Consider the following 15,244-nt stretch of genomic DNA (forward strand, 5'->3'; position numbering starts at 1 on the left):
AGTATCAGTGACCCAGGATCTGGCTGAGGAACAGCTTGGTCCGTTCGCTCTGCGGGTTGTTAAAGAACTCTTCGGGCTCGTTCTGTTCGACGATCTGGCCCTGATCCATAAAGATCACGCGGTTCGCCACCTGACGGGCAAAGCCCATCTCGTGGGTCACGCAGAGCATGGTCATGCCCTCTTCGGCCAGTTCGACCATGGTATCCAGAACCTCTTTGATCATCTCGGGGTCGAGCGCCGAAGTGGGTTCGTCGAACAGCATGATGCGCGGCTTCATGCACAGAGAACGGGCAATCGCCACACGCTGCTGCTGGCCGCCCGACAGCTGGCCGGGATACTTGTGGGCCTGATCGGGGATCTTCACCTTTTCAAGGAAGTGCATCGCGGTCTCTTCGGCCTGACGCTTGGGGATTTTGCGAACCCAGATCGGGGCCAGCGTACAGTTCTCCAGAATGGTCAGGTGCGGGAAGAGGTTGAAGTGCTGGAAGCACATGCCAACCTCGGACCGGATCGCATCGATGTTCTTCAGGTCAGAGGTCAGGTGAACGCCGTCCACCACGATCTTGCCGGCCTGATGCTCTTCCAAAGCGTTGATACAGCGGATCAGCGTCGATTTACCCGAGCCCGACGGCCCCGCGATAACGATGCGCTCACCGCGATAGACGGTCAGGTCAATGTCCCGCAGAACGTGGAACTGACCGTACCATTTGTTCATCTTCTCGATCGAGATTGCGACCTCGTCAGAGACAGTCATTTGCGTGGTGTCAACCATAGTAGGGCACCTTTCTTAACGATGATCCGTGCGGAGCTGACGCTCCAGCCACTGGGAATATTGGGAAATGCTGTAGCAGGTGACAAAGAACAGAAGCGCGGCGAAGCCATACAGCTCCCAATACACGCCGTTCCATTCGGTCGAGGCCAGGATCGGGCCGCGGATCATACCTACCAAGTCGAACATCGAGATCACCGACACCAGCGTGGTGTCTTTGAACAGGCCAACGGCCACGTTGACGATACCGGGGATCGAGATTTTCAGCGCTTGGGGCAGGATGATCAGGCGCATGGCCTGCGCATAGTCCAGACCAAGGCTGTCGGCAGCCTCGTACTGGCCCTTGGGCAGCGCGGCCAGACCACCACGGATCACCTCGGCGATATAGGCCGACGAGAACATGGTGATCATGATGATCACGCGCAGGATCAGGTCCATGTTGGTTTCCGGCGGGAAGAAGTAGGCCAGAACAACGCTTGCCACGAACAACAGGGTGATCAGAGGCACACCGCGAATGAACTCAATGAAGACCACGCTGATACCCTTGATAATCGGCATGTGCGACTGACGGCCAAGCGCCAGCATGATGCCAATCGGCAGCGACAGCGAGATACAGACGACACCCAGCATCATGTTCAGCATGTAGCCCCCCATGTCGCGGCTGGCGACCGCACGCAGGGCCAGCACATCGTCCATCGACGCGGTCAGCGCCCCACCGATTTTCCAGACGATCGCGGCAACGATGACGCCCGCCCCCAAGCCCAGAACAAAGCCGAAGCGCTCGACGTTTTTGAACGCGTAGTAGCCCGCGATCACGCCGATCAGCGACACCAGCGGCGTCAGGAATGTCCCGCCCCACAGCAGCCAATAGGCCACAAAAGGGAAGAGCCCCGTCACAACCAGCAGAATGCGCGGCAGTTTCACGAACAGCACGGGGGCAGCCGCCACCAGCATGATCACGAAGGCCAAGGTCGGGCGCCAGTATTGGTCCGACGGATAGGCAATACCGAACAGCAGCTGTTGCCAACGCTCGCTCAGCACCGAGAAACAGGCGCCCCGTGCCCCGTCCAGAATGGCGCGGCATTCAGACAGCGAGTTGGTGTCCCACAGTCCATTAGCAAACCACGGACCGGCAGAAACGATCAGCTTTACGATGACGTAGAACGCCACCAGCGTCAGGATGGTGTTGCTCCAGCTGGAGAACAGGTTGGTGCGGACCCATTTGACCGCGCCCTTGTCCTTGGCCGGCGGTTCCTTTTGCGCCAGCATTTCGGTGCGTACGAACGCGAGTTGGGAATGTGTATCGCTCATCTCAACGCTCCTTCAGCTTCACGCGGTTGTTGTAGGCGTTCATGATCGCCGAGATGCTGAGGCTGATGATCAGATAGAACAGCATCAGTAGCAGAACGCATTCGATGGCGCGGCCTGTCTGGTTCAGGGTGATGCCCCCCAGCGTGCCGGTCAGATCCATGTAGCCCACAGCAATCGCGAGCGAGCTGTTCTTGGTCAGGTTCAGGTACTGCGAAATGACGGGAGGAATGATCACGCGCAGCGCCTGCGGCAGGATCACAAGGCTCATGATACGGCCCGGACGCAGTCCCAAAGAGGCAGCGGCCTCGGTCTGGCCACGGCTGATCGCTTGAATGCCCGCGCGGACGTTTTCCGCGATGAACGCGCCGGTGTAGATCGACAGAGCCAACCACAGAGCGATCAGCGGACGCTGAAGATCAATGCCGCCGGTAAAGTTGAAGCCACCCAGCTTGGGGATGTCGATGCCAATGGGACGCCCCATCACAAAGAACGCCAGAACGGCGGGCACAAACAGGATCACCAGCGAGGGCCAGCCCATGGGCAGCAGCTTGCCGGTGTTGAACAGCAGCTTTTTGGCATAGGCGCGATAGGCGAACATCCCGATGACCGACAGCACGAAAACCGCAACCACGACCGCCGAACCTTCGTTCCAGACGGGCTTGGGGATGTAGACGCCGCGGTTGGTGAACGCCACCATGCCGAACAGCATTTCCGCATCGGGAGTCTCGCCTTTGAACGCACGGGGCGAAGGCATGATCGTCACGATGGTCGAGATAATGAGGATCCAGATCAGAACCGGAACGTTGCGGAAAGCTTCGACGTACACAGACATCAGCTTGGCCACGAGCCAGTTTTTGGATAGGCGCCCTACCCCGGCGAAAACACCCAGGATGGTCGCTGTGATGCAGCCCAAAAAGGCCACAAGCAGGGTATTCAGAACGCCAACCACAGACGCCCGCATGTGCGTGTCCTGGTTGGTATAGTCGATCAGCGTCTGGTTAATGTCATAGCCCGCAGGCTGTCCCAAAAAGCCGTAGGAAATGCTCAGGCCCGCGTTGCGCAGGTTTTCGAACAAGTTCGAGAGCAGGTAGCCCACACCCGCCAGCAACAACACAAGAGCGATGAACTGGAACGTGTAGGACCGGTAACGGGTGTCATGGATCAGCTGGGACAGCTGAAACGACTCTTTCGGAGGGTCGGTATATGCCGTCATGATTGCTTCCCGGAAGGTAACAAGGAGGGGTTGCGACGAGCACACTCGTCACATGTCCTTGCGGTTTTTGATTATCGTTATTGGGGTATAGAGAAAGGGGCGCGGTTGACCCGCGCCCCCTACCGTCTAGGCGGTATTAGCGGAAGGGCGGCGCATACATCAGACCGCCGTCTTTCCACTGTGCGTTCAGACCACGGGCCAGACCAACGGGGGTCTCTTCACCGATGTTCTTCGCGAAGATTTCGCCATAGTTGCCAACTGCCGCGATTGCGTTCTTGGCCCATGCATTGTCGAGACCGATCATCGCACCCAGATCACCTTCGGTGCCCAGAATACGGTTGATTTCGGGGTTCTCGGTGCCAGCTGCCATCTCTTCGACGTTCGCCGAGGTGATGCCGTACTCTTCTGCTGCGACCAGCGCATAGAAGGTGAACGACACGATGTCACCCCACTCGTTGTCGCCGTGGCGAACGAGCGGACCCAGAGGCTCTTTCGAGATGATTTCGGGCAGGATCACGTGCTCACCGGGGTTTTCGAACGCGGCGCGGGTTGCGGCCAGGCCCGAAGCGTCGGTGGTGTACACGTCACACGCGCCTTCGAGGTACAGAGGCTGTGCTTCTGCGTTGGTCTCGATCGGAACGGGGGTGTAGGTGATGTTGTTGGTGCGGAAGAAGTCCGCCAGGTTCAGTTCGGTGGTGGTGCCGGTCTGGATACAAACGGTCGCGCCGTCCAGTTCCTTGGCCGAGGTCACACCCAGCGACTTGGGAACCATGAAGCCCTGACCGTCATAGTAGTTGATGCCGATGAAATCGAACTTCAGGTCGGTATCGCGCGAGAAGGTCCAAGTGGTGTTACGCGCCAGAACGTCGATCTCGCCCGATGCCAGAGCGGTGAAGCGGGTTTTGCCGGTGGTCGGTACAAATTCTACAGCTTTGGGGTCACCCAGGGTGGCTGCGGCGACAGCGCGGCAGATGGCGACGTCAAAGCCCTGCCATTCGCCGTTCGCGTCAGGTGCTGCAAAGCCGACCAGACCGGTGGTCACGCCGCAGTTCAGCTTGCCGCGCGCCTTGACGTCGTCAAGGGTACCTGCAGCAGCTGCGCCGGCGGTCAGACCAGCAACGGTCAGTGCGCCTAGAAACACGGATTTTTTCATTTTTACCTCTTCCTGATTGCCCGCTGTTGATCAGCGGTTCTATCGGGCCATCCCAGCCCATCGGTAACAATCGGGCCGGATTTTTTGACCCGATGTACAAAGTGTGTGTTCATTCATCAGGAATCGTCAAGGCCAAGATCACGAAAACCCATGAGCATTCGCACATTGAATGATCAAATGCCCTGAGACGTAACTTTTCTTTCGTGTGGCTTACACCATACGAAATAGTTTTTCGGCCCGCAGGAACTCTTCGCGCTTTTTCTCGGCCAGTTCGTCCGCTTCTTCGTCACGGCCCCACTGTTCGATTTGCCATTCTTCGTCAATTCGCGACATGTCCCAAGCCGTTTTAGAATCAATCCGGCCCTTTGTCACAGCAAGCCCCAGCACCAGCGAACCGGACATTGCAACCAGATCGTGTAGCGCCGACAGCTGGAAAGGGGTCATCTCGTCTACATGTTCGAAAAGCGCCCGCAGAGCGGCCTCGGGCTGGGTGCCGAACATCACGCCGGAATGGGTGGTCAGTTCGGCGTTCAGCGTCTCTCGGGCCCAGTCCAGAATGGGGTCCCACGCGGCGGCCTGACGTTTGATCAATTCGTTAGGCTGCTCTGCCCGATAACATAGCAGATCGGTCTCGCCGTAGGCTGCGATGATCTCGACCACGGCGTCGCGCTGGGTGGCAACCCGGTCAATCGCGGCGTTTGCACAGCGGGTGAACGGCATGGTCAAGGGCTGGATCACGTCCTCTTGGGCGTGCCATTCAGCGGCGATGGCTTTGGCCAAATCCTCGGTCGGAACGACCAGAGCCACTTTGGCAGGCGTCTTTACAGGACGCCCATCCAGACGGATCGTCCAGCCGCCTTCGGTGGCCTCGTGGGTGGTTTCTTTCCAGAAGCGTTTGGCTTTCCACTCGCTCATCAGTCTCTCCAGATCGTTTTCAGCGCGGCGGGCAGATCGGTCATTTGCGTCAGGGTCACGTCAGCGCCCAAACGGTCTGGGCTGTGATAGCCCCAACTGACACCAATGGTCCCGACGCCAGCAGCCCGCGCCATATCCATGTCAAAGGTTGTGTCCCCCACCATCACCGCATTCTGCGGGTCGACGCCCGTTTCGGCCAAGGCCGCATGGATCATCGCCGGGTGAGGCTTGGAGGGGTGAAAGTCCGCGACCTGCTCGGTCACAAAGCGCCCGGTCAGCCCGTGGCTGTCCAGCAGAGCCGTCAGCCCGCGGCGCGATTTGCCCGTCGCAACACCCACCAGATATTCGGGGACATTGAACAAATGCTCCAGCGTCTCGCGTACACCGGGGTAAAAGGGGCTGGACGCCGCGCCCTTTTCCGCGCGCAGGCGTTGGTAGGCGCTCTTATAGCCATCCACGATCACTGCGTGGATCGCGTCAGTGGCATCGGGGGCCAGCACGGGGATCGCCTTTTCCAGCGACATGCCGACGATCGACAGGATCGCCGCACGTTCCGGCACAGGCACCCCGCCCGCCGCAAAGCCCGCTGCCATCGACGCCAGAATATCGGCCTGACTGTCAACCAGCGTGCCGTCCACGTCAAAGATGATCAGGCGCAGCGGGCCAAGGGTCATTCCATATCCTCGAACGGGTCTTCGGGCACATCGCGGATGTCCCAGCCGACGTAATCCCAAGTACGGCGCATGTGGTCGGGCAACTCAGCAACCAGGTTCAGGCGCTTGCCCGTCACCGGATGGGTCAAGGTCAGCGACCGCGCGTGCAGGTGCAGTTTGCGGCTGATTTCGCCGCCCAATTGGGCACCCCAACCGTCGCCAAGGTTCTCTTGCCCCGAGCCGCCGTATTTGCCGTCACCGATGATGGGGTGGCCCATCTCGGCCATATGGGCGCGCAGCTGGTGGGTCCGGCCAGTGACCGGCACCAAGGCAACCCACGCCGCCCGCTGCCCCAAGGTGGTCAGCACAGCGTAATCGGTCAGTGCGCGCTTGGCGCCTTCGGTGGTCTCGACCTCTTTGGGGTGGACGCAGATCATCTTCTCGCCCTCGCCGTCCTTGCCGTGACCGGGGGCCTTGACCAGACCATAGCGGACCGAGCCCATGCGGGGATGCGGCACACCGGCGACGATCGACCAATAAATCTTGCGCGTCTCGCGGGCGCGGAAGGCGTTGGTCAGACCGGCGGCGATCTGGCGGGTACGGGCCAAGATCAGAACGCCCGAGGTGTCCTTGTCGAGACGGTGCACCAGACGGGGCTTGTCCTCGTAGCCGAACTTCAGTGCCTCGGCCAAACCGTCCACGTGGCGGGTCAGCTTGCTGCCGCCCTGCACGGGCAGACCGGCGGGCTTGTTCAGGGCGATGATGTGGTCGTCGCGGTAGATCACGCAGGACTGGATCAGCTCCGCGTCCTTGTCCGAGACCTTGGGCTTGGGCGCGCTGGTGACTTCACCGGGCTTGGGCAGCGGCGGAATACGGACCTGCTGGCCCTCTTCCACGCGGCTGGCGGGTTTGACGCGGCCCCCGTCCACACGGATTTCGCCCTTGCGGCACATCTTTTCGATGCGGCCCTGCGCGATGTGGGGGAAGCGGCGCTTGAGCCAACGGTCGAGCCGCTGATCCCCCTCGCCTTTTTCAACGATAACGGTCTGGACGCCGCTCATGATACGATGCCTCGCGCAAAGAGGAGACCCAGCGACAGTGCGATGATCGACACCACAACCGAGGTCAGGACATAGGCCGCAGCGGGCATGAGCGCGCCGCGTTCAAACAGGGTCACCGCATCCAGCGAGAACGCGGAAAAGGTGGTGAAGCCACCCAGAAGCCCGGTCATCAAAAGCGGCGCGTATTTGTTGTTGCCGGTGTTCGCCAGCACAACGACCAGCACCCCCATGGCAAAGCTGCCGATCACGTTGCACACCACGGTCCCCCACGGGAAACCGGGCCCGAGCAGACGCATCACGCTCACATTGGTCAAATACCGGAACGACGCTCCGATAGCGCCCCCGAGGGCGACTTGAAGTACTGTAAAGATCATGGGCGCTGTCTTTCCCTTTGCCCCGCCGGAGTCAACCGCCCTGACGTTTTGCTCTGAGTTTTGCGAAATATTCTTTACGCTTTTTCAGGTCGCGCTCAAAGCCGCGTTCGACAGGCTGGTAGAAATCAGGGCGTTCCACCCCGTCGGGAAAGTAGTTCTGGCCTGAAAATCCATCCTCGGCGTCGTGGTCGTACTGGTAGCCCGCGCCATATCCGATGTCCTCCATCAACGAAGTGGGGGCGTTCAGGATGTGCTTGGGGGGCGGTGCACTGCCCGTGGATTTCGCCAGTTTGCGGGCCGCTTTGTAGGCGACGTAGCTGGCATTCGATTTCGGGGCCAGCGCCAGATAGGCGACCGCCTCGGCCAAGGCGAGCTCGCCCTCGGGGCTGCCAAGGCGCTCGTATGCCTCCCACGCGTGCAGGCAGATGGTCAGGGCTTGGGGGTCGGCCAGCGCGATATCCTCTACCGCCATGCGGGTCAGGCGGCGGGCCAAGTAGCGGGGGTCTTCGCCGCCCTCAAGCATCCGCGCATACCAGTACATCGCCGCGTCAGGATCACTGCCCCGCACCGATTTGTGCAGCGCGGAAATCAGGTTGTAGTGCTGGTCGCCGGACTTGTCGTACTGGGTAGCGCGGCGCATCAGGCGCTTGCCCATCTGCTCGGCGGTCAGAGGGGTATCGACCTTCCACGCGGCGACCTGCTCGATCAGGTTCAACATGGCACGCCCGTCCCCGTCGGCCATGTCCATCAACTGCTGACGGGCATCGGCATCGAGCGGCAGATCGCGGCCCAGTTCTTCTTCGGCGCGTGTGGCGAGCAGCTTCATGCTGTCCACCTCGAGCCGCTCTAGCACCAAGACCTGCGCGCGGCTCAGGACCGCGGCGTTCAGGGCGAAGCTGGGGTTCTCGGTCGTGGCGCCCACCAGCAGGATCGTCCCGTCCTCCATATGGGGCAAGAAGCTGTCCTGCTGCGCTTTGTTAAAGCGGTGGATTTCGTCCACGAACAGGAGTGTCCCCTGCCCCGCGCGGCGGCGCATTTTGGCAGCTTCGAACACCTTTTTCAGGTCGGCGACGCCGCTGAAAATTGCACTGATCTGCACGAACTCCAGATCGGTTTCATCCGCCAAGAGCCGCGCGATCGTGGTTTTGCCCACCCCCGGCGGCCCCCACAGAATAAGCGAACCCAAAGACCCCGCCGCCAGCATCGCGCCCAAAGGCCCGTCCGGCCCCAGCAGATGATCCTGCCCGATCACCTCGGACAGTTTCTGGGGGCGCAGGCGGTCGGCCAGCGGGCGGTGGGCCTTGTCTTCGGCCACTGGGGAAGAGTCGAATAAATCCATACGTCAGACCCTGAACCGGAATGCCATGCGGCGTCCAGCGCGGAGAACCTCGATGATCCCCGAGCGTCCCGCATCACGCAGGGCGCTTTCGGCATCCTTGGGCTCACGGATGTCGGCTCCGTTGATTCCCAGCAGAATATCGCCGGTTTGCAGACCCAGACGCGGGGCAATCGGGCCAGCATCGGTGATCACCACGCCAGAGGCGTCCAAGGGCAAATCCATCTCGGCAATCACGGCGGGGTTCACGTTGGCCACGGTCATACCTGCCAGAACCACGCGGCGGCTTAGGGTGGTTTCTTCCCGTGCGGGACGGTCCGGCGGCGCGATCATCTGAACGGCCAAGGTTTCCCGCTGACCATCGCGCAAACGGGTCACCTGAGCCTTCTCGCCAATGCCCGCAACGGACATGCGGAAGACCATTTCTTGGGGCGTGTTTACGGGCTGGTCATCCACGGCCACCACGATATCACCAGCCTCGAACCCTGCCTCGGCAAAGGGGCTTTCGGCGTGGATTGAGGACAGGATCACCCCTTCGGGCACCGACAGGCCAAGCCCGCCCGCCATGTCGAAATCCACCGCCTGACCGGTCACACCAGCCCAAGGCCGCTGGAATGTGGTCTGGCCTTCGCGGGCTTGTTCGACAAAGCGTTCGACCAGATTGGCAGGGATCGCAAAGCCGATCCCGTTGGACCCTCCAGACCGCGTCAGGATCGAGGTATTTACCCCGATCAGACGTCCGTTGATATCCACCAGCGCACCGCCAGAGTTACCCGGGTTAATCGGCGCATCGGTCTGCAGGAAGTACCCGCGCCCCCCATCGCCCCCGACACCGGACCGCGCGAGGCCCGACACGATGCCGCTGCTCACGGTTTGCCCGACCCCAAAGGGATTGCCGATGGCCAGAACCAGCTCGCCCACGGCAACCTCGTCGCTGTTGCGCAAGTCGAGGTGAGGCAGATCCGCAGCGCCATCGAGTTGCATGATGGCAAGGTCAGCCTCTTCGTCCGCCAGAAGCACTTTGGCGTTGAATTCACGGCGATCCCGCAGAACCACGCGGATTTCGGTCGCGTCGCCGACCACGTGGAAGTTCGACACCACGATCCCGTCACCGGACAGGATCACACCGGACCCGAGGCTGTTTTGCACCCGCTGGCGCACTTGCCCCTGCCCCCTGAAAATCGACCCGAAGAAGGGATCGTTCATAAAGGGGCTGACCTGCTCGGCCACCACGCGCTTGGCGTAGATGTTGACCACGGCGGGCGCGGATTGTTCGACCACGGGGGTGAAACCCATGGAAATCTGCGCCTGAGACGCGGGCACCTGCATTTCGGCGAACGCGGGCTGGCTGAGAGGAAGAGCGAAAACGAGAGCGGCGAGAGTGGCCTTGCGCACGGTGGATACCTCTTGTGCTTGTCTGGCCCCTGATATGCGTAGCCGCGCGGGCCAGTGCAACCCGTCCCCCGCAAAAGCAAAGACCCCCGCCAATGGCGAGGGTCCTATAAATCGCGGCGAAGCGCAGGTGAGCTTATTCAGCGTCAACCAGAACTGCTTCGTTGCGTGCCTTGTCCGCTGCGCCTTTGGCTGCAACGTCACGGTCAACGAATTCGATGATCGCCATGGGAGCCATGTCACCATAACGGAAGCCGGCTTTCAGGATGCGAACATAGCCGCCCTGACGCTCTGCGTAGCGGGGGCCCAGAACTGCGAACAGTTTCTCGACGTACTGGTCCTGCTTCAGCTTCGAAGCAGCCTGACGACGGGCGTGCAGGTCACCGCGCTTTGCAAGGGTGATCATCTTTTCGATGATCGGGCGCAGTTCTTTTGCCTTGGGCAGGGTGGTCTTGATCTGCTCGTGCTCGATCAGCGAGCCAGCCATGTTTGCGAACAGCGCTTTGCGGTGTTCGTGGGTGCGGTTCAGACGGCGGTAACCACGTGCGTGACGCATTTGAAGTCTCCTAAGATTTGGTTTTGCTTTGTCTGGCAGTCGATGCGTTTCGACCGCTCTCCTTGGGGCGATTCTGCCCGAGTGTGCCGCCAAATACAGGTATGATCCGCATATGGCAAGCGTATGGCGGGCGTACATACGTAACGCCCGCCATAATTCCGATTAGAACTGGTCTTCGAACTTCTTGGCCAGTTCTTCGATGTTGTCCGGCGGCCAATCCTCGACATCCATGCCAAGGTGCAGGCCCATGCCCGACAGCACTTCTTTGATCTCGTTCAGCGACTTGCGGCCGAAGTTCGGCGTGCGCAGCATTTCTGCTTCGGTCTTCTGGATGAGATCGCCGATGTAAACGATGTTGTCGTTCTTGAGGCAATTTGCCGAACGGACCGACAGTTCCAGCTCGTCCACTTTCTTGAGCAGAAGCGGGTTGAACTCGAGACCTTCGTCCTCGTCCTGACGGTTTGCCGACTCGGGCTCGTCGAAGTTTACGAAGATCGACAGCTGGTCCTGAACGATGCGCGCTGCGTAAGCGACTGCATCTTCCGGGGTGATCGAGCCGTCGGTTTCGATCTTCATGGTCAGCTTGTCGTAGTCCAGAACCTGGCCTTCACGGGTGGGCTGAACATCGTAGCTGACGCGCTTGACCGGCGAGTAGATGGCGTCGATCGGGATCAGACCGATGGGCGCATCTTCGGGACGGTTCTTGTCAGCAGCAACGTAGCCTTTGCCGGTGTTGACGATCAGTTCCATGAACAGATCGGCACCATCGTCGAGGTGGCAGATCACGTGATCACGGTTCAGAACTTCGATACCTGCGGTCTCTGCGATGTCACCTGCGGTGACGACGCCCGGGCCTTTGGCGTTGATCGACAGGCGCTTGGGGCCTTCGACTTCCATCTTCAGAGAAACGCCCTTGAGGTTCAGAACGATGTCGGTGACGTCTTCACGCACACCGGTCACGCTCGAGAACTCGTGCAGAACGTTGTCAATCTGAACGCTGGTGATCGCTGCACCTTGCAGCGACGACAGCAGAACGCGGCGCAGCGCGTTACCGAGTGTCAGACCAAAGCCACGCTCCAGAGGTTCTGCGATCAGGGTTGCCTGACGCGCCGGATCATTGCCCGGTTTTACCTCTAGTTGTGTCGGCTTGATCAGCTCGGCCCAATTCTTATGGATCATGCGGCCCTCCATTCTTGCCCGTTCCCCATGTCCGAAGGAACAGACTCCCGAGGTTTCAGATGGCGAAACGAGGGCCGCACAATGTGTACGGCCCCCGCAAAGTCTAGGTCAGATCAGACGCGGCGACGCTTGGGCGGGCGGCAGCCGTTGTGTGCGATCGGGGTCACGTCACGGATCGACGAGATGTTGAAGCCGATAGCCGCCAGAGCGCGCAGTGCGCTTTCACGGCCCGAGCCGGGGCCCTGTACTTCGACATCAAGGGTCTTCATGCCGTGTTCCTGAGCCTTGCGGCCTGCGTCTTCGGCAGCCATCTGAGCGGCGTAGGGGGTCGATTTACGCGAACCCTTGAAGCCCATGGTGCCTGCCGACGACCATGCAATCGCGTTGCCCTGGACGTCCGAGATCAGGATCTTGGTGTTGTTGAACGAGCTGTTCACATGCGCAACGCCGGTGGCGATGTTCTTGGAAACCTTGCGCTTGGTTTGACGCTTATCACGTGCCATTGGTCAGTGCTCCCCTTACTTCTTCTTGCCTGCGATGGCCTTTGCGGGGCCTTTGCGGGTACGAGCGTTGGTGTGGGTACGCTGGCCGCGAACGGGCAGACCACGACGGTGACGCAGACCACGGTAGCAGCCGAGGTCCATCAGACGCTTGATGTTCATCTGAGTTTCGCGACGCAGGTCACCTTCTACGGTGTAGTTTGCGTCGATGTGCTCGCGGATCGCCAGAACTTCGGCATCCGAAAGCTCGTTGACGCGACGCGAACGCTCGATGTTCACAGCTTCGCAAATGGCTTCAGCCGAAGTGTGGCCAATACCAGTGATGTAGGTGAGTGCGATCGGCACTCGCTTGTTGGTCGGGATGTTTACGCCGGCAATACGAGCCACGTTAATCTTCCTTTTCGTTGCGGTTCCGTAGCACCAGAACCTTTTTTCACAACGGAAGCCCGAGGACATATGCCGCCGGGCGCACGCTGAATTCGATATTCGGGAGGGAATCACGCGAAATACACGATTCCCTATAGAGTGCGCGTAGGTAGGAAAATTTTGAGGAAACGTCAATAGCGCGCGAGACCATATTACCGTCGGGATGCATTTCGTCTGTTTTCGGGGACAGATATGCATACGGGTAAATGATCAAAGGGGCGTCGCCCATTAAGGAACACCCTACCCTAATCGCTCCCCAAATGCAATGCGACCCCCGAGCATTTGCAGCATCGGGGGTCGCATCGTTGTTCGTGTAAGGCAGGTTTTAGCCGAGGATCTTGGCGATTTCCGCCTGAACCGCGTCGATCTCTCCCAGACCGTTGACGCTGCTCAGGTTGCCCTTGGCGTAGTAGTAGCCAATCAGCGGCGAGGTCTTCTTGTAGTATTCCATCAGACGCTGGCGGAGGCTGTCCTCGTTGTCGTCTGCGCGGCGCTTGAACTCGGTCCCGCCGCAGTTGGTGCATTTACCATCCGCGGGGATCGGCTTGGTGTTGTCATTGTAGACTTCACCGCAAGAGCCACAGGTCGAACGCGCGGTGATGCGGCTGACCAGTGCTTCGTCGTCCACCTGCATTTCGATCACGGCATCCAGCTTGGCGCCCATGCCGTCCAGCAGATCACCCAGCGCGTCCGCCTGAGGCAGCGTGCGGGGGAAGCCGTCGAAAATGAAGCCGCCCTCACTGCCCTGCTCCAGCTTTTCGCGGATCAGGCCGATGACGATCTCGTCGGTGACAAGCTGACCTGCGGCCATAACAGCAGCAACTTTCTTGCCCATCTCGCTGCCCGAAGCCTGAGCTTCGCGCAGCATGTCGCCGGTGGAGAGCTGGACCATGCCGCGCTCTTCGACCAGTTTACGTGCCTGAGTGCCTTTGCCAGCGCCCGGGGGCCCGAGGAGGATAATGTTCGTGGTCATCGACGTGCAGGTCCCTTACGTTTTGCGCGCTTGGAGCCGCGGCCGCGCAGCTGCGACTTCTCGATCAGGCCCTCATACTGGTGAGCCAGAAGGTGCGATTGAACTTGCTGGATGGTGTCCATGGTCACCGACACAACGATCAGCACCGAAGTACCACCGAAGTAGAAGGGGATCGACAGCTGGCTGCGGATGATTTCCGGCAGCAGACAGACGAAGGCCAGATAGGCAGCCCCCAGAACCAGCACGCGGTTCACAACGTATTCGAAGTATTCAGCGGTCTTCTGGCCGGGACGGATGCCGGGCACAAAGCCGTTCTGGTTCTTCAGGTTGTCGGCCACGTCTTCGGTCTTGAACGCCACGTTGTGGGTGTAGAAGTACGCGAAGAACACGATCATGCCGGCAAAGAACGCCAGATAGAGCGGCTGGCCGGGGCCGAAATACGCGAGGATGGTCGACAGAACCGGACCGGTCGAGTTGCCCGAGAAGGTCGCGATGGTGGTCGGCAGCAGCAGCAGCGACGACGCGAAGATCGCGGGAATCACGCCAGCGGGGTTAACCTTGATCGGCAGGTGCGAGGTACCGCCATCGTACACTTTCATGCCCACCTGACGGCGGGGGTACTGGATGTGGATCTTGCGCAGGCTGCGCTCCATGAAGACCACAAAGGCAATCACAGCGATCATCATGACCAACACGCCGATAATCACGACGGGGCTGATGGCGCCCGAACGGCCTTGGCTCAGGAATTGTGCCAGAGCTGCGGGGATTTCCGCGATGATACCGACGAAGATGATCAGAGAGATACCGTTGCCGATGCCGCGTGCGGTGATCTGCTCACCCAGCCACATCAGGAACATGGTGCCACCGACCAGAGTGATCACACAGGCGGCGATGAAATACATGCCGGGGGTGTGCACCAAGTCACCGGCCTGAAGGCTCTTCGCCAGACCAAAGGCCTGGAAGGTGCCGATCAGAACGGTCGCGTAGCGGGTGTACTGGTTGATTTTCTTGCGGCCCTGTTCGCCTTCTTTCTTCAGCTGCTCCATCGAGGGAACCAGCGAAGTCAGAAGCTGAACGATAATCGAGGCCGAGATATAGGGCATGATGCCGAGGGCGAAGATACCCATGCGGCTGATTGCGCCACCCGTAAACATGTTCAGGATGCCGCCGAGACCGGCAGCCGCGCCGTCCATGAAGTTACGCAGTGCGTTGCCGTCGATACCGGGGACCGGAATATAGGTCCCGAGGCGATAGACGATCAGAAGCCCGAGAGTAAAGAAAATGCGGCTACGAAGATCAGCGGCCTTGCCCAATGCGGCCCAACTGGTGTTCGCCGCCATTTGCTCTGCTGCAGATGCCATTTGCGGTCTCTTTCATGACAGCGCCGCCAAAGCAGTTCTCCTGCTTGGCGGCGCTTTGGAAAACTAGGTACG

Annotated in this window: 16 protein-coding genes; all 16 read right to left on the reverse strand. The window is 60.2% G+C overall.

The window, feature by feature from the left end:
* Nucleotides 1-4: 4 nt before the first annotated feature.
* Nucleotides 5-772 (reverse strand): amino acid ABC transporter ATP-binding protein, encoded by a 768-nt coding sequence (locus HJ536_RS00925; protein ID WP_176852885.1) that lies wholly within the window; start codon nt 770-772, stop codon nt 5-7.
* Nucleotides 773-787: 15 nt separating this feature from the next.
* Nucleotides 788-2,080 (reverse strand): amino acid ABC transporter permease, encoded by a 1,293-nt coding sequence (locus HJ536_RS00930; RefSeq protein WP_177156379.1) that lies wholly within the window; start codon nt 2,078-2,080, stop codon nt 788-790.
* 1 nt (nt 2,081) lies between these two features.
* Nucleotides 2,082-3,293, reverse strand: coding sequence for an amino acid ABC transporter permease (locus HJ536_RS00935; protein WP_176852883.1), 1,212 nt, complete (start codon nt 3,291-3,293; stop codon nt 2,082-2,084).
* A 136-nt stretch (nt 3,294-3,429) separates the two neighbouring features.
* On the reverse strand, nt 3,430-4,446 hold the full coding sequence (locus HJ536_RS00940; RefSeq protein WP_176852882.1) for an amino acid ABC transporter substrate-binding protein: 1,017 nt from the start codon (nt 4,444-4,446) through the stop codon (nt 3,430-3,432).
* Nucleotides 4,447-4,656: 210 nt separating this feature from the next.
* Nucleotides 4,657-5,361 carry an ATP12 family chaperone protein gene (locus HJ536_RS00945; RefSeq protein WP_177156380.1) on the reverse strand — a complete coding sequence of 235 codons (705 nt, stop codon included), beginning with the start codon at nt 5,359-5,361 and terminating at the stop codon, nt 4,657-4,659.
* Complete coding sequence (locus tag HJ536_RS00950) at nt 5,361-6,035, reverse strand: HAD-IA family hydrolase (RefSeq protein ID WP_177156381.1); 675 nt, start codon at nt 6,033-6,035, stop codon at nt 5,361-5,363. Before HJ536_RS00950 ends, HJ536_RS00945 begins: the two co-directional genes overlap by 1 nt.
* The gene (locus tag HJ536_RS00955) at nt 6,032-7,075 is read right to left on the reverse strand and encodes an RluA family pseudouridine synthase (protein WP_177156382.1); all 1,044 of its coding nucleotides are present in this window, start codon (nt 7,073-7,075) and stop codon (nt 6,032-6,034) included. The genes HJ536_RS00950 and HJ536_RS00955 overlap by 4 nt, the downstream gene beginning before the upstream one ends.
* Nucleotides 7,072-7,449 (reverse strand): fluoride efflux transporter CrcB, encoded by a 378-nt coding sequence (gene crcB / locus HJ536_RS00960; protein WP_176852878.1) that lies wholly within the window; start codon nt 7,447-7,449, stop codon nt 7,072-7,074. Before crcB ends, HJ536_RS00955 begins: the two co-directional genes overlap by 4 nt.
* Before the next feature lie 31 nt (nt 7,450-7,480).
* On the reverse strand, nt 7,481-8,788 hold the full coding sequence (locus HJ536_RS00965) for a replication-associated recombination protein A (RefSeq protein WP_177156383.1): 1,308 nt from the start codon (nt 8,786-8,788) through the stop codon (nt 7,481-7,483).
* A gap of 3 nt (nt 8,789-8,791) precedes the next feature.
* A complete protein-coding gene (locus HJ536_RS00970; protein ID WP_177156819.1) occupies nt 8,792-10,114 on the reverse strand; it encodes a trypsin-like peptidase domain-containing protein in 1,323 nt (440 codons plus the stop codon).
* Nucleotides 10,115-10,313: 199 nt separating this feature from the next.
* Entirely contained in the window at nt 10,314-10,733 is a 420-nt protein-coding gene (gene rplQ, locus HJ536_RS00975) for a 50S ribosomal protein L17 (RefSeq protein WP_176852876.1), read from the reverse strand.
* 162 nt (nt 10,734-10,895) lie between these two features.
* Nucleotides 10,896-11,912 carry a DNA-directed RNA polymerase subunit alpha gene (locus tag HJ536_RS00980; protein ID WP_176852875.1) on the reverse strand — a complete coding sequence of 339 codons (1,017 nt, stop codon included), beginning with the start codon at nt 11,910-11,912 and terminating at the stop codon, nt 10,896-10,898.
* Nucleotides 11,913-12,025: 113 nt separating this feature from the next.
* Entirely contained in the window at nt 12,026-12,415 is a 390-nt protein-coding gene (rpsK, locus tag HJ536_RS00985) for a 30S ribosomal protein S11 (RefSeq protein WP_176852874.1), read from the reverse strand.
* Nucleotides 12,416-12,430: 15 nt separating this feature from the next.
* A complete protein-coding gene (rpsM, locus tag HJ536_RS00990) occupies nt 12,431-12,799 on the reverse strand; it encodes a 30S ribosomal protein S13 (RefSeq protein WP_176852873.1) in 369 nt (122 codons plus the stop codon).
* A 364-nt stretch (nt 12,800-13,163) separates the two neighbouring features.
* Nucleotides 13,164-13,811 (reverse strand): adenylate kinase, encoded by a 648-nt coding sequence (locus tag HJ536_RS00995; protein WP_177156384.1) that lies wholly within the window; start codon nt 13,809-13,811, stop codon nt 13,164-13,166.
* The gene (secY, locus tag HJ536_RS01000; protein ID WP_177156385.1) at nt 13,808-15,172 is read right to left on the reverse strand and encodes a preprotein translocase subunit SecY; all 1,365 of its coding nucleotides are present in this window, start codon (nt 15,170-15,172) and stop codon (nt 13,808-13,810) included. Before secY ends, HJ536_RS00995 begins: the two co-directional genes overlap by 4 nt.
* Between the last annotated feature and the right edge of the window lie 72 nt (nt 15,173-15,244).

It is taken from the genome of Donghicola mangrovi (assembly GCF_013377535.1).
GTDB classification, from domain to species: Bacteria; Pseudomonadota; Alphaproteobacteria; order Rhodobacterales; family Rhodobacteraceae; genus Donghicola; species Donghicola mangrovi.